We start from the raw sequence: 21,573 nt of genomic DNA on the forward strand, positions 1-21,573 counted from the left end.
AATAATAAAACTATGAAATCTATTTTAATGATCTCGCTACACGGATATGTAGGTGCCAATGCCGAATTAGGAAAACCAGATACTGGAGGGCAGGTGGTTTATGTTTTAGAACTAGCAGAACGATTTAGCAGATTAGGCAAGCGAGTAGATTTAGTTACGCGTCAATTCGAAGATCAACCAGAATATGATGTGGTAGATGAAAATTACAGTGTATGGCGAATTCCTTTTGGTGGAAAAAAGTTTATCAGAAAAGAGGATATGCACGATCATTTAAAAAAGTTTGTCACTAATTGTTTAGCCGCCATAAAAAAAGAAAATAAAAAATACGACATCGTTTATACCCATTATTGGGATGCAGGATGGGCAGGTCAAAAAATTGCTGAAGAGTTAGGTATATCGCACGTTCACACACCGCATTCTCTTGGATGGTGGAAACGCCACACTATGGGAAGCGACATGGACGACGCAGAAATGGAGAAAACCTACCGTTTTAAAGAGCGCATTAGAAAGGAGTATTTTGTTTATCAAATGTGTAATTATGTGATTGCAACAACCTTGCCTCAAGTTGATTTGCTTACGAAACAATACGATGTGTTGCCTCGAAATTGCGGAATGATTCCTCCTGGAATTGATGAAAACCGTTTTTTTCCAGTGCCTTCAAAAGAAAACGACAAGGTGCGCTCTAAATATGATATCCACCCGAATGATATTCTCGCCCTAGGTAGAATGGCACATAATAAAGGTTACGATCTGCTTTTACAAGCATTACCTACCGTGTTAGAACTTTGTCCGGAAGCACGATTGGTAGCAGCTATTGGTGGCGATTCTGAACAAGATCATCAAGGAATAGAAAAATTAAAAACCTTAGCAGGAGAGCTGGGGGTTTTAGATAAAATAAAATGGAAAAACTATATTGCAGACGAAGACTTAGCCAATGTTTATCGTTCGGCTAATATTTTTGCAATGCCATCTAGATACGAACCTTTTGGTATGGTTGCGATTGAAGCTATGGCCTGCGGAACACCAAGTGTTGTAACGGTTCATGGTGGTTTGTATGATTTGATAGATTTTGGAAATCAGGCGTTGTTTGCCGATCCTCATCGCCCTATAGAATTTGGTGCGATGATGTCTATGCCACTATTATACCCTAAATTACGTAATGAATTATCGGTGGAAGGTGCTCGTTTTGCTCGTCGTAACTTTGGTTGGACAGGTATCGCGAAACGCATATTAAAAATATTTGCTAGTTCTATTAACCAACAATCTATGGAGTCTAATATTTATACAAGCTAGCATTTTTGTTTTACCAATCGCTTCTACTTTTAATATTATTAGCGCATAATCGAATAATTTCTGTTATGCGCTTTTTTCTTGTTTCCTCTCTTTTAGCTTGATTTAACCAGTATAAATAACTTTTTCTATATGAAGGCGAGAAGTTTTGATAGTTGTCAAAAGCAAGCGGATGCTTGTTAAATTCAATTTGTAAATCGTTTGGTATAATGCCATTTTCTACATCATCAAGAGCGGTCCATGTGCCATTTTGTTTGGCTATTTCAATAGTTTTCAAGCCACTTTCATGCATTAAATTTTCAGAAATTAATACATCGATATACTTTTTATTTAAAGCGCTCCAAACACTTTTTATGTTTCGAGGTGTAAAATATTGTTGGCGCTTTCCGTCACCTAAACTTTTTACCGTAGAATCAATCCAACCATAACATAAGGCAACTTTTACCGCATCTTCCCATCGCATGCTGTCATTTTCGTGAGCTACTTTGTAAAATATTAAGTAAACACCTTTAGCCGAAGCATGATTTTGATGTAACCAAGTGCGCCATTCTGTATCGGTTTTAAAATATAATTCAGGTATTTTCAAAAGAATTATAGTTGTTTCGATTCAACATAAAAATTGGGATTAATCTCAAAAGAAGGGTTTTTAGATTCTAATGGTATCGTTTTCCATTCTGCCTTCGGAAATATCCATTGCTCTTTACCATCTAATGTAATTTGTATGGGCATATCAAATTTATCCACAATTTTTGTCCAACGATATTTTAACTCTTTATTTTCAATCTTATATTCCAGAGTTGGAATTTTTGTTGTTCTTAAATATTGATTAAAAAATTCTGTTAAGTCAATTTTCGTTTCTTTCGATATATAATCTTCAATTTGTTTTGTGGTAACGGTTTGATGATAAAAAGTTCTGTTCAATCCTCGTAATATTTGCCGCCATTTTTCATCATCTTCAATAAGTTGCCTTAAAGTATGCAGCATGTTCGCGCCTTTAAAATACATATCGCCAGAACCTTCATTATTTACATCGTATTGGCCTATAATAGGTTTGTCATTTTGAATATTTCGTCGAATCCCGATAACATATTCTGATGCCGCTTTTTTACCGAAATAATAATCTAAAAACAAGCTTTCAGAATAGCATGTAAAACTTTCATGTATCCACATATCCGCAATATCTTTATAGGTAATGTTGTTGGCAAACCATTCATGACCAGATTCATGAATGATGATAAAATCGAATTTTAATCCCCAACCAGTTCCAGACCAGTCATTTCCCAAATAACCTTTTTTGTATTGATTGCCGTAGGTAACAGAACTTTGGTGTTCCATGCCTAAATAGGGAACTTCAACCAGTTTAAAACCGTCTTTATAGAAGGGATACGGACCAAACCAATGCTCGAAGGCTTTCATCATTTTAGGCGCATCCTTAAAGTGCTCTTTGGCTTTTTCAAGATTATCTTTTAATACATAATAATCCATGTCTAAATTTCCCGCTATACCATCGTAAACTTCAGAAAATTTTACATAATCGCCAATGTTAATATTAACACCATAATTGTTTATAGGGCTTTTTACAATCCAATGATAGGTTTTTGTGGTGTCGATTTGTTCAACTAAACGCAACCTGCCATTAGAAATATTCATTAATTTATCGGGAACATTCACACTTATTAGCATGCTATCCACTTCATCGTACATATGATCTTTGTTTGGCCACCAAACACTAGCGCCGATTCCTTGACAAGACGACGCTATAAAATGATTACCGTTTTGGTCCTTTTTCCATGAGATACCACCATCCCAAGGAGCGTTTACCGCTTCTCGTGGGTGACCTTCATAATACACATCGAGTGACTGAATACTGCCGATATCCTGATTGTTTTTTAATGTAATAAAATGGGCATTTCCATCTTGCGTTACTTCTAAAATATTGCCATTCTGAATTACCTTGGTTATTTTTAAAGGTGCCTGCAAATCGATTTGCAAAACAGAATTATTTTCCAATACTTTATATTGAATGGTGTTTTTCCCAGAAATATATTTTTCTTCAGGATTTACTTTTATATCTAAGTGATAATAGGTTAAATCCCACCAGGCACGTTCTGGAGTGATGCTTCCTCTTAACGTATCTTGTTTTGTGAATTTGCTTTTTTCTGAATGTAACTGCGCTTGAATGCTTGTTGTAGAAAAGATAATAAGCAGTAATAATATGTAAAACCGATGAGTCATAAATATATTTTGAAGTTAAAATAAGGGATTATCTAGAAATTTCATTTGGAAATGTAACGATACTTTCAAAGCCATTTTCTCCAATTGAAGAAACTCCAAAAAAATAATTATCAATAACAATACCATCTAAAGTAAATTCTGTGACATTTCCAACAGGTCTGCTATAATCCCAAGTGGGCGAGGTCGTATCGCGCCAGTAAATTTTATAGCCAACAGCACCATCAACTTTATTCCATTTTAGTTTGGTTGATGGTTCAACAATGCCACCCACGGCAACCGATTTAGGAGCGGGTGGTGCCCAAGCTAAACTAGCCAAATTTATGGCATTTACGGCCGTTAGTTTTTTGGCATAATTAAAATTAACATGCTCTATAACATCGCCATATTTTATACCGTTTTCTACTCGAATGTCTTGATGTTGCTGGTTGTAATTTTCATGCGCTTCCATTATTCTAATACCTGCAAAACCTAAATCGTTAAACGGACGATGGTGACCACCACGACCAAATCTATCCAATCTGTAAACCATTATCGGGTTCATTTCTGGCATGTAATTTTTTGTTGTTTTGTATATGTAACGTGCCAATTGTCTGGAAATCCCATCGACTTCGCCACCATAAAAGCGACGTGCATTCCGTTCGCGTTCGGTTTCTGTTGGAGGAACGGGTTCAGAAAATATTCTAAAGGCTCTATTATCAATCACACCATCAACACCTTCAATATTACCAATCATATCATTATTTAAAACGCCAATAATGTCCCAACCTTGTTTTTTGGCGTAAGCCGCAAGTCCAGCACCGCCAAATAGTCCTTGTTCTTCGCCAGATAAGCCAACATACACAATACTGTTTTCAAATTTATATTTGGAGAGTACTCTAGCGGCCTCTATAGTTCCCGCCATACCAGAGGCATTATCGTTGGCACCTGGAGCATCTGTTGTAAAATCCATGGTATCACTTGCGCGCGAGTCGATGTCACCACTCATAATAATATATCTGTTAGGATATTTGCTGCCTTTTTGAATGGCTATCACATTAACAATCCAAGCATCATGTGGTACACGGTTGTTGCCTTTTTTTGTTACAAAATCTTTCTGATAAAACACATTTAAGCAATTATTACAATTACTGGATATGGATTCGAATTCCGATTTAATCCAGCGTCTTGCTGCCCCAATACCTCTCGTTTTTGAAAGTGTATCGCTAAAGGTGTTTCGCGTTCCAAAATTAACAAGAGCCTGTATGTCTTTTTCTATGCGTTTTTCTGATACCGCATCGATGATGTTGTAAATGTTTTGATGGTTTTGTGAAGTGGTTATAAATGTGATTAAAAACGTTATTATAAAATATTGAAATTTCATGGGTGATTATTTTTCACTAAAATACTTAAAATTAAAAAGCGTTTCAAAAAATAATTTCCGAAACGCTTTTAGAATTGAGTTAGTCACACTCGTTAGTTTACTTTAAAAACAATATTTATTTTCTTTTATTACTTTACTTGCAATAATATTTCTTAGTTCTATGATGTTTGGCATGTTTACATATTTTATGTAACGTTTTAAGCCCATGAGCATCATACGTTGTTCATCGCCTGTAGAGAACGAAACGATGGAATGTTTTCCAGCAGTTTCAATAATATCGATAGCGTGGAATAAGTTCAATTTAGCCATCGCTATTTTTTCTTTGGCAGCCTCTTCACCATCTTTTTTGGCTATTTTTTCGGCTCTAAGGATAGCAGATTCAGCAATATAAATTTGAATTAAAATATCTGAGGCTGCTAACATTAATTGTTGATGCTTTTCAATTTCTTCTCCATACTTCTGTAAAGCTGCTCCTGCAACCATTAAAAATAATTTTTTAAGGTTGGCAATGATGCTTTTTTCTTCTGAAAATAATTGAGAAAAATCAGGTGTCTCGAAGGATGGAATTCCTGTAAGTTCATTAGCAACTGCGGTGGCAGGTCCTAATAAATCTACATGGCCTCTCATGGCTTTTTTAATAAGCATACCAATACTTAACATACGATTAATTTCGTTGGTACCTTCATAAATTCTGGCAATACGCGCATCTCTCCAGGCAGATTCTATTGGTGTATCTTCAGAAAAACCCATACCACCAAAAATCTGAATGCCTTCATCGGTACATTTTTGAGTGTATTCTGAAACTGCAACTTTTAAAATAGAACATTCAATCGCATATTCTTCAACACCTTTTAATTCAGCTTCTTGGTGTGTATCTTTTCCGTTTCTTTTACGCAGTTCAATACGATCTTCTATGTTTTTAGCAGCGCGATAACTGGCTGTTTCGCCCACCCAGCAGTTCGTTGCCATTTCTGCAATTTTTTGGCGAATAGCCCCAAAACTAGAAATAGGTGTGTTAAATTGAATACGCTCGTTGGCATAATTAACAGAAACCGAAATAACACGTCTCTGCGCGTCTAAACAGGCGGCTGCTAATTTTATTCTACCAACATTTAAAGCATTCATAGCGATTTTAAAACCATTGCCTCTGGTTGAAAGCATATTTTCTACAGGGACTTTGGTGTCGTTAAAAAATACTTGTCTGGTTGATGACGATCGAATACCTAATTTATGTTCTTCTTCGCCCATGGTTATACCATTAGGATTTTTTGGATCGTATTCAATGATGAATCCCGTGATGTTTTTATCATCTTCAATACGTGCAAAAACTATCATTAAGCTACAGAATCCAGCATTTGAAATCCACATTTTTTGACCTGTAATGCTGTAATATTTACCATCGGCAGATAGTACCGCTTTGGTTTTTCCGGAGTTCGCATCACTACCGGCGCTTGGTTCAGTTAAACAGTAAGATCCGAACCATTCTCCCGACGCCAATTTAGGAACGTATTTTTGTTTTTGTTCTTCGGTTCCGTAAAGGGTAATAGGTAAGGTTCCAATACCAGTATGCGCACCAAAAGCTGTACTAAAAGAACCGGTTGCTCCAGAAATATAGTCGCAAACCAGCATGGTAGAAACAAAGCCCATACCTAATCCGCCATATTCCTCAGGTACGGCAACACCTAGAAAGCCTAATTCGGCTGCTTTTCGCATACAAGATTCTGTTAAAGCAAAATCTTTCTGTTCGAATTGTGCTTTTTTAGACCAAATTTCTCGGTCAACAAATTCGGTGACAGCTTCTTTCATCATGAGTTGTTCCTCAGAAAAATCTTCAGGTGTGAAAATATCTTCACATTTAGTTTCTTTAACCAAGAATTGGCCACCTCTTAAAATATCTTTTTCTGTTGCTTCCATTCTTATTTAGTTATTAGTTAATATTTATAGATTCAAGAATCAGGAATCAAGACGTTTTTAGTCCGGATTTAAAACTTGAAATCATTTTTTGAATTTGTTTTGTTTTTTGTTTCAATCGTTCCTCTACTTTGGGGGATAGGTCGGGCGTTTTTAATTTAAAAATTCAAAAATGCCACAAGCACCTTGGCCAGTACCAACACACATGGTTACCGCACCGTATTTACCTTTCATGTTTCGTTGGCGCATTTCGTCAAATAATTGAACGGTTAGTTTTGTACCTGTACACCCTAAAGGATGCCCTAAAGCAATAGCACCACCATTAACATTAACAATGTCTGGATTTAAGTTTAATTCTCTAATTACTGCCAATGCTTGCGACGCAAAGGCTTCGTTAAGTTCGATTAACTCTAAATCTGATTGTTTTAATCCCGCCAGCTGTAATGCTTTTGGAATGGCTTTTACGGGACCAATACCCATAATACGTGGTTCTACACCAGCTGCTGCATAATTAACTAAGCGGGCAATAGGTTCTAGATTTAATTCTTTAACCATAGCTTCACTCATAACCATCACAAATGCAGCACCATCGCTCATTTGAGATGAGTTTCCAGCAGTAACACTTCCGCCAGCAGCAAATACCGGACGCAATTTGGCTAGTGCTTCGATACTTGTGCCTGCACGCGGACCTTCATCTTTTGTTACCGTATATTTTTTGCTCGCTTTTTTACCGTTTTCATCAATATAAACTTGCTCAACCTCTATAGGAACAATTTGTTTTTCAAATCGATTTTCGGCGAGTGCTTTCAACGCTTTCATGTGTGAGTTGTATGCAAACTCATCTTGATCTTCACGAGATACATTAAATTGATTAGCAACCGCTTCCGCAGTGTTTCCCATGCCCCAGTAATAGTCTTCATGACCCGCTTTTACGGTATCGTAATTTAATTCGGGTTTAAAACCTGTCATGGGCACCGAACTCATACTTTCCGATCCACCGGCAATAATACATTCTGCCATTCCAGCTTGAATTTTAGCCGCCGCAATGGCAATGGTTTCTATTCCAGAAGAACAAAAGCGATTAACAGTAACTCCGGGGACTTCAACACTATTTAAACCAATAAGAGATATAAATCGTGCCATATTTAAGCCTTGAGCGCCTTCGGGCATCGCGTTACCAACAATAACATCGTCTATGCGCTTAACATCTAAGTTTGGTAATTCTTTCATCATGTACTGGATGGTTTCTGCACCTAACTCGTCTGCACGTTTAAAACGGAAAACACCTTTTGGAGCTTTTCCAACTGCTGTTCTGTATGCTTTTACTATATATGCTTGTTTCATTTTTTAATGCTTTAGGCTTTAAGCAATATGCTTTAAGCTTTTGTTTGTTAATAACTTTAGCCTATGGCTTGTAGCGTAAGGCTTGTAGCATCGCAACTAGTTGCGAAGTGGTTTTCCTGTTTTCAACATATGCTGAATGCGTTCTAAAGTTTTACGTTCTGTACATAAACTTAAAAAGGCTTCGCGCTCTAGATCTAGTAAATATTGTTCGCTTACTAGAGTGGGTTCAGATAAATCGCCACCAGCCATGACATAGGCGAGTTTATTGGCTATTTTATGGTCGTGTTCACTAATAAAGTTAGCAGCTTCCATAGAATCGGTTCCTACTAAAAACATTCCTAAGGCTTGTTTACCAAGCACTTTTACATCGGTACGTTTTATTGGTTGTGTATAACCGGCATCTGCCATTAATTTAGCATACGCTTTTGCGGTAGCAATCTGGCGGTCTTTATTAACCACAACAACATCTTTTCCTTTTTGAAGCACGCCCATATCGAAAGCCTCATAAGCTGAGGTTGCCACTTTTGCCATACCAATTGTTAAGAAATATTCTTGTAAAGTATTTAATTCTACATCGCCTTTTTTGAAAGTGTCCGACGCTCTTAAAGCCATTTCTTTAGAGCCACCACCTCCGGGAATGACGCCAACGCCAAACTCAACTAATCCTATATATGTTTCGGCAGCTGCTACTACTTTGTCGGCGTGCATAGATAGTTCGCATCCACCACCTAAAGTCATACCGTGAGGCGCAGACACCGTTGGAATGGCCGAATAACGCATGCGCATCATGGTGTCTTGGAAATATTTTATAGCCGCATTAAGCTCGTCGTATTCTTGTTCTACAGCCATCATAAAAATCATACCAATATTGGCTCCGACCGAGAAATTAGCACCTTGGTTTCCTATAACGAGTCCCGCAAAATTTTGTTCAGCTAAGTCAACTGCTTTGTTCAATCCTGCTAAAACATCGCCACCAATAGTATTCATTTTAGACTGAAACTCACAATTTAAAATACCATCACCTAAATCTTCTATTACAACTCCCGAGTTTTTAAAGACTTCATTAGATTTTCGAATATTGTCTAAGATGATGAACGCATCTTGTCCAGGAATTTTTTCTTGATTTTTAGTTGGAATATCGTAGGCATAAGTCGCACCATTTTTTACGGTATAGAATGATTTACTACCCGATGCCAACATGTGATTTACCCAAGCGGCAGGTTCTAACCCTTCGGCTCTCATTATTTCAATACCTTTTTCAACACCTATAGCATCCCAAATTTGAAACGGACCATGTTCCCAACCAAAACCGGCTTTCATGGCGTTGTCTATTTTATATAGTTCGTCTGTAATTTCGGGAACTCTGTTTGATACATAAGCGAACATCGCCGCGAAATTTTTTCGGTAGAAATCACCCGCTTTATCTTTTCCTGTAACCAAAACTTTAAAGCGATCAATAACTTTATCGATTGTTTTTGTGAGTTCTAAAGTTGCAAACGATGCTTTTTTTGTTGGTTTATATTCTAATGTATTTAAATCTAAGGCTAAAATATCTTTACCTTCTTTTTTATAAAAACCTTGACCAGTTTTACTACCAAACCATTTATTTTCCATCATTTTATTAATGAAATCTGGTAGTTTAAACAGGTCGTGTGCTTCGTCGTTAGGGCAATTTTCATAAATACCATTCGCAACATGTACTAAAGTATCTAAGCCTACAACATCAACAGTTCTAAATGTTGCCGATTTGGGACGACCAATCACAGGTCCGGTAAGTTTATCAATCTCTTCTACCGTTAATCCTAATGATTTTACCTGATGAAATAACGATTGAATACCAAAAATACCAATACGATTTCCAATAAATGCCGGCGTGTCTTTAGCTACTACCGATGTTTTTCCTAAGAATTGCTCACCATAGCCGTTTAAAAACTCTAAAACAGAAGCATCCGTTTTTGGGCCTGGTATAATTTCGAATAGTTTTAAATAACGTGCTGGATTAAAAAAATGTGTTCCGCAGAAATGTTTTTGAAAATCTTCACTGCGTCCTTCGCTCATAAAATGGATTGGAATTCCAGAGGTGTTAGACGTGATTAAAGTTCCTGGTGTTCGGTACTTTTCTAATTTTTCAAAAACACTTTTTTTAATGTCGAGGCGTTCTACAACGACTTCCATTATCCAATCTACATTAGCAACTTTGGCAATGTCGTCTTCTAGATTGCCTGTTGTAATCCTATTTGCAAAATCTGAATGATAAATAGGAGAGGGCTTCGATTTTAAAGATGCCGCAAGAGCATCATTTACCAATCGATTTCTAACCACTTTACTTTCAAGGGTTAATCCTTTTGCTTTTTCAGCATCATTTAATTCTCTTGGAATAATATCCAGTAATAACACATCTACGCCAATATTGGCGAAATGACATGCAATACCGCTTCCCATAATTCCAGAACCAATAATGGCTACTTTTTTAATTCGTCGTTTGCTCATTTTATTACTTATCGTTTTGATCGTATATTTTTTTATTGGAAATCAGTTCGTTAATTAAATCGGCAACTTCATAAAAGTGTTTTAATTTTTCTTCAGAAACATTCTTTTTAATAGTTTCATTAAAGGTTAAAACTCGCTCTTTTGAATATTCTCTTTTTTCGCGCCCAAAAGGAGTAAGATGTACGATGACACCTCTTCCATCATCTGGATTTGGCTTTCGTTCTATTAAACCTTTTTGCTCCATGGATTTTAAAATCCTTGATAAACTGGTTGCTTCCATTCCCATCATAGGTCCTAATGCGGTTGATGGTGTTCCTTTTTCGCGGTCAATACTTAATAACGTAAACCCGGTAGCCATGGTAGTTCCAAATTTTGCAGCTTCTTCATTGTACATTTTTTGAACCGCTAGCCATGTCGTTCGTAATATATAATCGATGGTAATTTCTTTCATAGTTTTTTGGTAGGTTGTTCCAAATATATAAAAATTTATTATGCGTGCATAATAAATTTTATAAATTTAATGTACTAAAAAAGAAAAATTAAACTTAAAATTTAATTAGGGTCTGTAAATTTTCTCTATAAGATTAGCATATTTTTCTTTAATAGCCTTTCTTTTTAATTTCATAGTAGGGGTTAAATGGCCGTCATCTATGGTCCAAACATCTGGAGTAATTTCGAATTTTTTTATCTGCTCCCAGTTTCCAAAATTTTTGTTTGCGACATCTATTTCTGCCTGAATTCGTTCATGCAATTGTGGGCTGCTAATAATATCTTCAGCCGATTTTAGATTAATCTTATGACGTTTTCCCCATTCTTTAACAAATGGAAAGTTTATTTGTATTAATGCTGCCGGCATTTTTTCACCTTCACCAATCACCATAATTTGTTCGATGAATCTGGATTGTTTAAATTCATTTTCAAGAAGTGCCGGTGCCACATATTTACCGCCAGAAGTTTTAAACATTTCCTTTTTACGGTCGGTTATTTTAAGGAAGCCATCAGAATCAATTTCACCTATATCGCCCGTATGAAAGTAATCACCTGTCATAACTTCTGCAGTTTTATCAGGATCTTTGTAATAACCAAGCATCACATTAGGGCCTTTAACAAGAATTTCACCGTCTTCGGCAATTTTAACATCCACATTGTCTATTATTTTTCCAACAGTGCCTATTCTAAAACCACCACCGCGCATATCGTTAACAGATATTACGGGAGATGTTTCTGTTAATCCGTAACCTTCCATAATAGGTAATCTAGCCGCTGCAAACACACGTGTTAATCGGGGTTGTAAAGCTGCACTTCCAGAAACCATTATATCTAAATTGCCACCTAAGCCTGCCTGCCATTTACTAAAAACTAATTTTCTGGCTATTCTTAATTGTAGCGCATACCACAATCCATTTTTACCGTAAGGTTCATATCTTAAACCTAAATCTACCGCCCAGTAGAACATCATTCTCTTTATACCTTTTAAATCGGAGCCTTTGGCCATGATACTATCGAATACTTTTTCGTATAATCGCGGAACGGCAGTCATAACGTTGGGCTTAACTTCTTTTAAGTTATCGCTCATTTTCTCGATAGATTCGGCAAAATAAATTTCTACACCACAGTTCATGTATAAATATAAAATCATACGTTCAAAAACATGGCAAATAGGAAGGAAACTTAAGGCTTTAGATTTTCCATAACGGAATGGAACGCGTTTTTCGCTATCTATAACATTAGATACTATATTATTGTGAGATAGCATCACTCCTTTGGGCTTTCCTGTAGTTCCAGAAGTGTAAATTAATGTCGCTAAATCGTTAGGTTTAATCGCTTCTTTTCTTTTTTCAACGTCATCTTGGTTACTGCTGTCTTCCCCTAATTTTAAAACATCGGTCCAATGGTTTTCATTAGTAATCTCATCAAAAGTATACACGTTTTTTAGGGCGGTATTCTTTTTAATGGCATTCAATTTTTTTAATACCTCTTCATCAGATACAAAACAATATAATGATTCAGAATGGTTGATAATATATTCATACTCTTCAAAAGAAATGGTAGGATATATAGGTACGTTTTGGGCACCAATTTGTAGAATACCAATATCTAATACATTCCATTCTGTTCTATTGGTAGACGAAATAACGGCTATTTTATCATTCGGTTGAATTCCCAAACGAAGCAAGCCGCGGCTTATAGCATTTGCCTGATTAATGAATTCTTGAGAAGAAATAGATTTCCAAACACCATTATATTTAGTGCTGAAGGCCTTATCTAAATTATAAGTTGCCAATTGATGATAAGGAAAGTCAAAAATTCTTGTAATAGTTGCCATTAATTTAGGATGAAATGTTTTTTTAATGCAAAGTATGAAAATAAATGAGATTTTCAAATTTAGCTAATAAAAAGAGGTGTTTTAATATTTAAAATATTTCTTTTTTGAGAATATGTTAAAAAATAATATGGATTTTATGACATAAGTCATTGAAAAAAACGTTTTTAGTAGCTAATTTCAATGCTTTAATAGTTATTAAATTTAGTTATTATGGAAGTATTACAAGATGTAAAAACAAGAGTTTATAAGTTTGGTAATAAAGCTGCCGACGGAAACAGCAAAATGAAGAATCTTTTAGGAGGTAAAGGTGCCAATTTAGCCGAAATGTGCAATATTGGAATACCAGTTCCTCCAGGATTTACAATAACAACCGAAGTATGTACCGAGTATAATTTATTAGGTAAAGACAAGGTAGTTAGTATGATAAAGCCTGAAATAGAGGAAGCCATTTTTAATATTGAATCTTTAATGGGTAGTAAGTTTGGCGATAAAGACAACCCATTGTTAATTTCGGTTCGTTCTGGAGCGAGAGTCTCTATGCCAGGAATGATGGATACGGTGTTAAACCTAGGTTTGAATGACGATGCAGTTATTGGTTTAGCAAATAAAACAGGGAATGAACGTTTTGCATGGGATTCGTATCGCCGTTTTATTCAAATGTATGGTGGTGTTGTTTTAGGTATGAAACCTGAAGCTAAAGAGGATATCGATCCTTTTGAAGAAATTATGGAACACCTTAAATATAAGCGACGTATAAAATTAGATACCGAATTTACTATTCAAGATTTAAAAGATTTAGTTTACGATTTTAAAGATGCGGTAAAAAAACGTACCGGGCATGACTTCCCAACAGATCCATGGGATCAACTTTGGGGTGCTGTTATAGCTGTTTTTAATAGTTGGAATGGCGATCGAGCCATGTATTATAGAAGAATGCATGGATATCCTGCCGATTGGGGTACAGCGGTTAATGTGCAAGCAATGGTTTACGGAAATATGGGAGACAACTCTGGAACAGGGGTTTGTTTTACTCGTGATGCTGGTACCGGCGAAGATGTTTTTAACGGTGAATATTTAATTAATGCGCAAGGTGAAGATGTGGTGGCAGGAACAAGAACGCCGCAACAAATTACAAAATTAGGGTCTATACGTTGGGCAGAATTGGCAAAAGTAGATGAGGAAGACAGAGTTAAAAATTACCCTTCTTTAGAAGAACTCATGCCAGAGATTTATAAAGAGTTAGATGGGTATCAGGAAAAATTAGAGAAGCATTATAAGGATATGCAAGATATGGAGTTTACTATTCAAGATGGTAAACTTTGGATTTTACAAACTAGAAATGGTAAACGTACGGGTGCAGCTATGGTTAAAATTGCCATGGACATGTATAAGCAAGGTTTAATTACCGAAAAAGAAGCGGTTTTACGCATAGAACCTAGTAAATTAGACGAATTATTACATCCTGTTTTTGATGCTAAAGCACTTAAAGAAGCTCATGTAATTGCGCAAGGTTTACCCGCATCTCCTGGTGCTGCAACGGGGCAAATAGTGTTCTTTGCAGACGAAGCTACCAAATACAAATACACCATCTTAGCGCGTATTGAAACATCGCCAGAAGATTTAGAAGGAATGAATATTGCTCGAGGAATATTAACAGCTCGTGGTGGAATGACATCGCACGCGGCGGTAGTGGCTCGCGGTATGGGTAAATGCTGTATTTCTGGAGCCGGCGCCTTAAAAATTAACTATAAAACAAGAACTTTAAAAGTTGATGATAAAGTATATCATGAAGGCGACTGGATTTCTTTAAACGGTTCTACAGGTAATATTATTGAAGGAAAAGTAGCGACTAGCGAACCGGAGTTAAGTGGTGAATTTGCCGAAATTATGAAATTAGCCGATAAATATGCTACTATGCAAGTGCGAACTAATGCCGATACGCCCAATGATGCGAAAATAGCTCGTAATTTCGGTGCGCAAGGTATTGGTTTAACACGCACAGAGCATATGTTCTTTGAAGTAGATCGTATAAAAGCGATGCGCGAAATGATTTTATCTGATACTTTAATAGGAAGACAACATGCTTTAGAAAAATTATTACCAATGCAACGTAGCGATTTCGAAGGTATTTTTGAAGCCATGCAAGGACTGCCAGTAACGGTTCGTTTATTAGATCCGCCTTTACATGAATTCGTGCCTCATCAATTAGAAACGCAACGTAGTTTAGCCGAAGAAATGCACATTACTTTAGAAGCGGTAAAAATAAAAGTGGCCGAATTAGAAGAGTTTAACCCTATGTTAGGGCACAGAGGTTGTAGATTAGGAATTACCTATCCGGAAATTACTGAAATGCAAGCAAGAGCAGTAATTGAAGCTGCCTTAAACTTAAAAGAAAGAGGTATTGTTGCAAAACCAGAAATCATGATTCCTTTAATTGGTACGCTTACTGAATTTGAAAGTCAGGAGGCTGTAATTAGAGAAACAGCAAATAAAGTTTTTGAAGAAAGAAACGATACCATAGAGTATTCTGTTGGTACTATGATTGAAATTCCTAGAGCTGCTTTAATTGCTGATAAAATTGCTAAATATGCCGATTTCTTCTCTTTTGGAACTAACGATTTAACACAAATGGCGTTTGGTTATTCCAGAGATGACGCTAGTAAATTCTTGCCAATCTATATTGAAAAAGGCATTTTAAAAGTCGATCCTTTCGAAGTGTTAGATCAAGAAGGTATTGGTCAGTTAGTAGAAATGGCTACCGAACGCGGTAGAAATACTAAACCTAATTTGAAAGTCGGAATTTGTGGCGAGCATGGTGGCGATCCTAGTTCAGTTGAATTCTGCTACAGAACAGGATTGAATTATGTAAGTTGTTCTCCTTATAGAGTTCCTATTGCTCGATTAGCCTCTGCACAAGCAGCTATAAAAGCAACTTTATAAAGTTTTTTGATTAATTTTTATTGTAAAAAGCCTGAAGTAAAATTTGTTTACTTCAGGCTATTTTTGTTTTAATATTTTATTTACTCCTTTACGCCGTTTCTAAATCTTAAAAATGCTGCCTTATCTTAATTTTTTAATTCCATTTTATTTAAAATTAAAAGGTTATTTTCCTACGCATTAATTCATCCAAAATTATTTGCTATAAAAATTACTTTTTGCTTTTTTTTAAAAAAAAAGAGTAATTCAAACGTTTTCGTAAATCTAGTTATACTAAAAAAATGGACTTTTAATGACATTTGTCAGTTTTGCAGTTAAGTTTAGGGTTTATTTTTGCACCCTTAAAATAGAAAAGGATAATTAATTTAAATATATGAAAACTACAACTTTTAAAACTGGTATTTGGAACAAGACTATTAATTTAAGAGACTTTGTTACTCAAAACATTACCCCTTACCACGGAACACATGACTTTTTGGAGGGTGCAAGTGAAAAAACTCTAAAATTATGGGAAATCTGTAAACAAGGTACCAAAGAAGAAAGACAAAGAAATGGTGTTCGTTCTGTAGATACTGATGTTGTTTCTGGAATTAATGCTTTTAAAGCTGGATATATTGATAAAGACAATGAAGTAATTGTTGGTTTACAAACCGATGAATTATTAAAAAGAGCCATGAAACCTTTTGGAGGTTTTAAAGTGGTTGAAAAAGCACTTTCTGAACATGGTTTAAAACCAAACGATCAACTGGCAGATTTATTTAATAAATATGTTAAGTCTCATAACGATGGGGTGTTTGATGCTTATACAGACGAAATTAAAAAATTCCGTTCTTTAGGATTTTTAACAGGATTGCCTGATAATTATGCACGTGGAAGAATTATTGGTGACTACCGTAGAATTGCATTATATGGTGTGAATCGTTTAATTGAAGCTAAAAAAGAAGATTTATCAAACATTACAGGTCCTATGACCGATAAGATAATTCGTTTACGTGAAGAAGTTTCAGAGCAAATTAAAGCATTAAAAGAGATTATTGAAATGGGTAAATCTTATGGTTTAGATTTATCTCGTCCAGCCGAAAATGCTCAGGAAGCTGTACAATGGACCTACATGTCGTATTTAGCCGCTGTTAAAGAACAAGATGGTGCCGCTATGTCTTTAGGAAATGTATCTTCATTTTTAGATATTTTTATTGAAAGAGATTTGCAAGCTGGTTTAATTACCGAAGTGGAAGCTCAAGAATATATCGATCAGTTCGTTATGAAATTGCGTATGGTGCGTCACCTACGTATGGAAGCTTACGATGAAATTTTTGCAGGCGATCCAACTTGGGTAACAGAAGCTATTGGTGGTATGTTAGAAGACGGAAGAACTAAAGTTACTAAAACATCATTCCGTTTCTTAAATACATTATATACTTTAGGTGCTTCACCAGAACCAAATATTACCATATTATGGTCTGAGAAATTACCTCAAAATTTTAAAAATTATTGTGCAAAGGTATCTATTGATACGTCTTCAATTCAATTTGAAAATGACGATTTAATGCGTACCAAAAGAGGATCTGATGATTACGGAATTGCTTGTTGCGTATCGTTCCAAGAATTAGGAAAATCAATTCAGTTCTTTGGTGCACGTACTAATTTAGCTAAAACATTATTATTAGCTTTAAATGGTGGTCGATGTGAATTTACCGGAACACAAATGATTGAAGGAATTCCAGTTTGTACAGATGAGTATTTAGATTTCGATAAAGTAATGGGTAATTTTAGAATTGCCATGAAAGAAGTTGCTAGAGTGTACAACGATTCTATGAATATTATTCACTACATGCACGATAAATATTATTACGAAAAAGCGCAAATGGCTTTAATTGATACCAATCCAAGTATCAATATCGCTTATGGAATCGCAGGGTTATCTATTGTAGCAGATTCATTATCGGCTATTAAATATGCTAGAGTGAAACCAGTTAGAAATGAAGAAGGATTAACCATCGATTTCGACATTGAAGGGGAATTTCCAAAATATGGAAATGATGATGATCGCGTAGACTTTTTAGCAAGTAATGCCGTTGCAGAATTTAACGACGAGCTTAAAAAATTACCAGTTTATAAAGATGCAGAACCAACCATGTCTGTTTTAACCATTACATCGAACGTATCTTACGGTAAAAAAACAGGGGCAACACCAGATGGTAGAGCACAAGGTATCGCTTTCGCTCCTGGCGCAAACCCAATGCACGGACGCGATTGTAATGGTGCTATCGCTTCTTTAAACTCGGTAAGTAAAATTAACTACGACGATTCTAAAGATGGTATTTCTAATACATTCTCTATTGTACCTAAATCTTTAGGTTCAGATGAAGAAGAACAAATTGAAAATTTAGCAACTACATTAGATGGTTATTTCTCAAGAAATGCACAACATTTAAATGTGAATGTATTAAATAAAGAAATGTTGTTAGATGCTATGGAAAATCCAGATGATTATCCTCAATTAACAATTCGTGTATCAGGATACGCCGTAAATTTTGTTAGACTAACAAAAGAGCAGCAATTAGAAGTTATTACACGTTCGTTCCACGAATCATTGTAATTCTAAAAAAAAGAGCATTGAAAGCGTGTTTATAGCGCTTTCAATGCTCATTATAAACAAACTTAATAAGAAAATTATCAAAACAGAAGCAAATACATTGAGAGTACATTCGATAGAATCGTTTGGAACTCATGACGGACCGGGAATTCGGTGGGTAGTTTTTTTACAAGGTTGTAAATTAAAATGTTTGTATTGCCATAATCCTGATACTATTGAAACATCAGGAGGAACAGAGTATGAAATTGAAGAACTGGTTCAAATGGCACTTAAAATGAAACCATACTTCGGAACTAAAGGCGGTGTAACCGTATCTGGAGGCGAACCATTATTACAGGCTAAAGAATTAATTCCTTTTTTTAAGAGATTAAAAGAAGAAGGTATTCATACTAATATCGATACCAATGGCAGAATTTTAAATAGTTTCACAAAAGAACTTTTAGATAATTACACCGATTTGGTCATGCTAGATATTAAGCACATGACCGAAGAAGGCTATGTAGCTTTAACAGGTGTGAGAGGTAAAGAAACGGCATTTAATTTTGCAGAATACCGAGAAGCATCTGGTAAAAATATGTGGTTGCGATATGTGTTGATTCCAGGAATTACAAATAAACCGGAATTATTACACGCTTTAGGAAAACACTTTAGGGATTATGAAACTATTGAAAAAATTGAAATTCAACCGTATCATAAATTAGGTATTCATAAATGGGCAGCTTTAGGTTGGGACTATCAACTAAAGGATGCGAGAGAAAATACACCCGAAGAATTAATTGAAGCATCCAACATTTTGAAAAAATATTTTAAAAAAGTAAAAGTAAATTAATGATGTTTAAAACAACAAAAATATTTTGCAATGAATAGCCCTAAGGAAGTAATTGAAATAGTAGGGGTGTTAGCGCACAATAAAGGGTCGTACAAAGTAAGTAAAACATTAATTCTTTCTTTTTTAGCAGGCGCCTATATCGCTTTTGGAGGTTTATTAGCTCTTATTGTTGGCGGTGGCTCACCTGGTTTGGCCGCCACTAATCCAGGACTAGTTAAATTTCTTTTCGGAGCAACGTTTCCAATCGGGCTTATACTTGTGGTAGTAGTTGGTGCGGAATTATTTACTGGTAATAACGCTTATTTTGTTCCCAACGTTTTAAATAAAAAGCAAAGTATTAACGTCGTTTTAAAAAACTGGGGATTAGTGTATTTTGGGAATTTTATAGGGGCCGTTTTTGTTGCTTACTTTATTACGCATTTAACCCATATTGTAAGCGATGCCCCATTTGTGAATTCGGTACATAACCTTGCAGTTAGTAAAACAAGCCATACGTTTTTAGTAACATTCTTTAAAGGAATTGGAGCGAACTGGTTGGTTTGTTTAGCAGTTTGGCAAGGAATGGCTGCGAAAGATACCACTGGAAAAATATTTGCTATTTGGATGCCTGTAATGGCCTTTGTTGCTATGGGTTTTGAGCACAGTATTGCAAATATGTATTTTATCCCTTTGGCAATATTTGAAGGTGCTAATATTACATGGACAGATTTTATTGTAAATAATCTTGTTCCTGCAACATTAGGTAACATAGTTGGTGGCGTCATTTTTGTTGGAATGCCATACGGTTATTTGTTTGGAAAAAAAGAAAAAGCTTAAAAAAAGGCTTAAAGAAATGGTGACTGTTGAAGTTGTTTTGTCAGCAGTTTCCTGAATTTGATTATATTTAAATCCTTAAAAAATCCCGAAATCATGTATTTGATATCGGGATTTTTGCTTTATAGAATTTACCTGCCTAAATTTTGTTGTCGACAATTACTTCATCTTTTTTGTCTGAAGAAATATTTATTACGTTTTTAACGTTTTCTGAAAACACCCGCAAATAATAAGCCTCCAATAATCCCCATCAATATAAAAGCGACTTGTTGGTATAAATTATCGGCAGTAATTAAGGATGAATTTAAAAATGAATTACTAAGTCCCATAAAAGATTTACTTCCAGGTACAAGCATTATGATGCCTTGTGTTAAGTATACGGTTTTGGGCGATTTCGTAATTCTGCTAAACAAATTACTAATGGCAACAGCGGCAATGGTTCCGATAAACGTGCTGATTAAAACCCCAAATCCAGAAAATAAAACTGTTAAAAAGAACACAGCAGCACCTGTAATTACCCCTAAAACCATGTCCTTTTTTCGAACTTGAAAAATGGCAAGAAGACTAATAGAAAACAAGGGGATTCCACAAAACATGATCCATTGTGGTAAATCGGAAATATGAACTAGTTTTTTATAATCTATGACGGAAGACATGATGCCTATTCCTAATAAAACACCAAAAAACTGCTTGAATAAAGAAATAATGGCGTCGAATAATTTTGCACCACCCGACACTAAATTTTTTGAGGTGATTTCTTCTAAAGCCGTTGTGATTGCTAAACCGGGTATAAAAATTATGATAGACGATAAAATGGTAATCCCCACATTAAAGTCCGGAAAAACCAATAATAATAAACAGGCTAAAACCGTAACCACAAACGAAATTAAAGATTCTAATATGGTTTCAAAATAACTCGATTTAGTTGATAAAAACACAAAAAAGTAAACAAAGGCTCCAAGTAAAACCGCAAATAGTAAAGAAATCCAATTGGTACCAATCATTAAACTGAAGCCACCAGCACCTATGGCATATGATAGTGTTAATGTAAAGTGGTTTACTTTTTTTGCTTCCTTATTAATTAATTCCAATTCGGCTTCTACCTCGTCATTGTTTATCTCTTTTAAAATCACCTTATTCGCGACTTCTTCAATACGCGATAATGCCCCCAAGTTTAATACGCCGGGCGGAATGCATTCAATATAATTATAAGATGTGTCGTCCTCTTCGTAAAAAACATAGTTTATCCACGTAGGTAAATCCATAAAAGTGCCATGAATACCCTGCGTTTTAGATATTTTAGTTAAATATGTCTGAATTTTATAAGAAGGAATTCCGTAAATATGAAGTGCTTTTCCTAATTCGATGATGTATTTATACTTTTTAGGAATTTTCATTTATGAAATTTTAGCAAGAGAATTAGATATTATCAAAAAACAGAA

14 protein-coding genes are annotated in these 21,573 nt (G+C 35.4%); 5 read left to right on the forward strand and 9 right to left on the reverse strand.

The window, feature by feature from the left end; all coding sequences use genetic code 11:
* Positions 1 to 12 precede the first annotated feature (12 nt).
* Positions 13 to 1,293, forward strand: a complete 1,281-nt coding sequence (locus tag ACFQ0I_RS14475; RefSeq protein WP_379943463.1) for a glycosyltransferase — start codon at positions 13 to 15, stop codon at positions 1,291 to 1,293.
* A gap of 10 nt (positions 1,294 to 1,303) precedes the next feature.
* On the opposite strand, the gene ACFQ0I_RS14480 is transcribed toward ACFQ0I_RS14475, so the two are convergent.
* The 8 genes from ACFQ0I_RS14480 to ACFQ0I_RS14515 all read right to left on the reverse strand — a co-directional run bounded on the left by ACFQ0I_RS14480 (position 1,304) and on the right by ACFQ0I_RS14515 (position 12,956).
* A complete protein-coding gene (locus ACFQ0I_RS14480; protein ID WP_379943464.1) occupies positions 1,304 to 1,876 on the reverse strand; it encodes a YdeI/OmpD-associated family protein in 573 nt (190 codons plus the stop codon).
* A 5-nt stretch (positions 1,877 to 1,881) separates the two neighbouring features.
* Complete coding sequence (locus ACFQ0I_RS14485) at positions 1,882 to 3,525, reverse strand: M1 family metallopeptidase (RefSeq protein WP_379943465.1); 1,644 nt, start codon at positions 3,523 to 3,525, stop codon at positions 1,882 to 1,884.
* A gap of 28 nt (positions 3,526 to 3,553) precedes the next feature.
* On the reverse strand, positions 3,554 to 4,885 hold the full coding sequence (locus ACFQ0I_RS14490; protein WP_379943467.1) for a M28 family peptidase: 1,332 nt from the start codon (positions 4,883 to 4,885) through the stop codon (positions 3,554 to 3,556).
* Positions 4,886 to 4,987: 102 nt separating this feature from the next.
* On the reverse strand, positions 4,988 to 6,799 hold the full coding sequence (locus tag ACFQ0I_RS14495) for an acyl-CoA dehydrogenase family protein (RefSeq protein WP_379943469.1): 1,812 nt from the start codon (positions 6,797 to 6,799) through the stop codon (positions 4,988 to 4,990).
* 150 nt (positions 6,800 to 6,949) lie between these two features.
* Positions 6,950 to 8,140 (reverse strand): acetyl-CoA C-acyltransferase, encoded by a 1,191-nt coding sequence (locus ACFQ0I_RS14500; protein WP_379943471.1) that lies wholly within the window; start codon positions 8,138 to 8,140, stop codon positions 6,950 to 6,952.
* A 96-nt stretch (positions 8,141 to 8,236) separates the two neighbouring features.
* A complete protein-coding gene (locus ACFQ0I_RS14505; protein ID WP_379943473.1) occupies positions 8,237 to 10,630 on the reverse strand; it encodes a 3-hydroxyacyl-CoA dehydrogenase/enoyl-CoA hydratase family protein in 2,394 nt (797 codons plus the stop codon).
* 4 nt (positions 10,631 to 10,634) lie between these two features.
* Positions 10,635 to 11,081, reverse strand: coding sequence for a MarR family winged helix-turn-helix transcriptional regulator (locus ACFQ0I_RS14510; RefSeq protein ID WP_379943475.1), 447 nt, complete (start codon positions 11,079 to 11,081; stop codon positions 10,635 to 10,637).
* A 105-nt stretch (positions 11,082 to 11,186) separates the two neighbouring features.
* Positions 11,187 to 12,956 carry an AMP-dependent synthetase/ligase gene (locus ACFQ0I_RS14515; RefSeq protein WP_379943476.1) on the reverse strand — a complete coding sequence of 590 codons (1,770 nt, stop codon included), beginning with the start codon at positions 12,954 to 12,956 and terminating at the stop codon, positions 11,187 to 11,189.
* A gap of 210 nt (positions 12,957 to 13,166) precedes the next feature.
* Here ACFQ0I_RS14515 and ppdK point away from each other — a divergent pair, with 210 nt between their 5' ends.
* From ppdK to ACFQ0I_RS14535, 4 genes are all read left to right on the forward strand, one after another.
* Positions 13,167 to 15,896, forward strand: coding sequence for a pyruvate, phosphate dikinase (gene ppdK, locus ACFQ0I_RS14520; RefSeq protein WP_379943478.1), 2,730 nt, complete (start codon positions 13,167 to 13,169; stop codon positions 15,894 to 15,896).
* Between the two features lie 370 nt (positions 15,897 to 16,266).
* Positions 16,267 to 18,492, forward strand: a complete 2,226-nt coding sequence (gene pflB, locus ACFQ0I_RS14525; RefSeq protein ID WP_379943480.1) for a formate C-acetyltransferase — start codon at positions 16,267 to 16,269, stop codon at positions 18,490 to 18,492.
* A 43-nt stretch (positions 18,493 to 18,535) separates the two neighbouring features.
* On the forward strand, positions 18,536 to 19,318 hold the full coding sequence (pflA, locus tag ACFQ0I_RS14530) for a pyruvate formate-lyase-activating protein (protein ID WP_379943481.1): 783 nt from the start codon (positions 18,536 to 18,538) through the stop codon (positions 19,316 to 19,318).
* Positions 19,319 to 19,348: 30 nt separating this feature from the next.
* On the forward strand, positions 19,349 to 20,134 hold the full coding sequence (locus ACFQ0I_RS14535; RefSeq protein WP_379943483.1) for a formate/nitrite transporter family protein: 786 nt from the start codon (positions 19,349 to 19,351) through the stop codon (positions 20,132 to 20,134).
* A 197-nt stretch (positions 20,135 to 20,331) separates the two neighbouring features.
* Here ACFQ0I_RS14535 and ACFQ0I_RS14540 read toward each other — a convergent pair whose 3' ends face one another.
* Positions 20,332 to 21,528, reverse strand: coding sequence for a threonine/serine exporter family protein (locus ACFQ0I_RS14540; RefSeq protein ID WP_379943485.1), 1,197 nt, complete (start codon positions 21,526 to 21,528; stop codon positions 20,332 to 20,334).
* Between the last annotated feature and the right edge of the window lie 45 nt (positions 21,529 to 21,573).

The organism is Mariniflexile aquimaris, from assembly GCF_042676825.1.
Lineage (GTDB): Bacteria > Bacteroidota > Bacteroidia > Flavobacteriales > Flavobacteriaceae > Mariniflexile > Mariniflexile aquimaris.

Excerpts from the sequence above, each read along its gene's own strand:
- ACFQ0I_RS14475 (WP_379943463.1), top strand. The coding sequence starts at position 13 with ATGAAATCTATTTTAATGATCTCGCTACACGGATATGTAGGTGCCAAT.
- ACFQ0I_RS14485 (WP_379943465.1), bottom strand. The coding sequence starts at position 3,525 with ATGACTCATCGGTTTTACATATTATTACTGCTTATTATCTTTTCTACA.
- ACFQ0I_RS14490 (WP_379943467.1), bottom strand. The coding sequence starts at position 4,885 with ATGAAATTTCAATATTTTATAATAACGTTTTTAATCACATTTATAACC.
- ACFQ0I_RS14495 (WP_379943469.1), bottom strand. The coding sequence starts at position 6,799 with ATGGAAGCAACAGAAAAAGATATTTTAAGAGGTGGCCAATTCTTGGTT.
- ACFQ0I_RS14500 (WP_379943471.1), bottom strand. The coding sequence starts at position 8,140 with ATGAAACAAGCATATATAGTAAAAGCATACAGAACAGCAGTTGGAAAA.
- ACFQ0I_RS14505 (WP_379943473.1), bottom strand. The coding sequence starts at position 10,630 with ATGAGCAAACGACGAATTAAAAAAGTAGCCATTATTGGTTCTGGAATT.
- ACFQ0I_RS14510 (WP_379943475.1), bottom strand. The coding sequence starts at position 11,081 with ATGAAAGAAATTACCATCGATTATATATTACGAACGACATGGCTAGCG.
- ACFQ0I_RS14515 (WP_379943476.1), bottom strand. The coding sequence starts at position 12,956 with ATGGCAACTATTACAAGAATTTTTGACTTTCCTTATCATCAATTGGCA.
- ppdK (WP_379943478.1), top strand. The coding sequence starts at position 13,167 with ATGGAAGTATTACAAGATGTAAAAACAAGAGTTTATAAGTTTGGTAAT.
- pflB (WP_379943480.1), top strand. The coding sequence starts at position 16,267 with ATGAAAACTACAACTTTTAAAACTGGTATTTGGAACAAGACTATTAAT.
- pflA (WP_379943481.1), top strand. The coding sequence starts at position 18,536 with ATGCTCATTATAAACAAACTTAATAAGAAAATTATCAAAACAGAAGCA.
- ACFQ0I_RS14535 (WP_379943483.1), top strand. The coding sequence starts at position 19,349 with ATGAATAGCCCTAAGGAAGTAATTGAAATAGTAGGGGTGTTAGCGCAC.
- ACFQ0I_RS14540 (WP_379943485.1), bottom strand. The coding sequence starts at position 21,528 with ATGAAAATTCCTAAAAAGTATAAATACATCATCGAATTAGGAAAAGCA.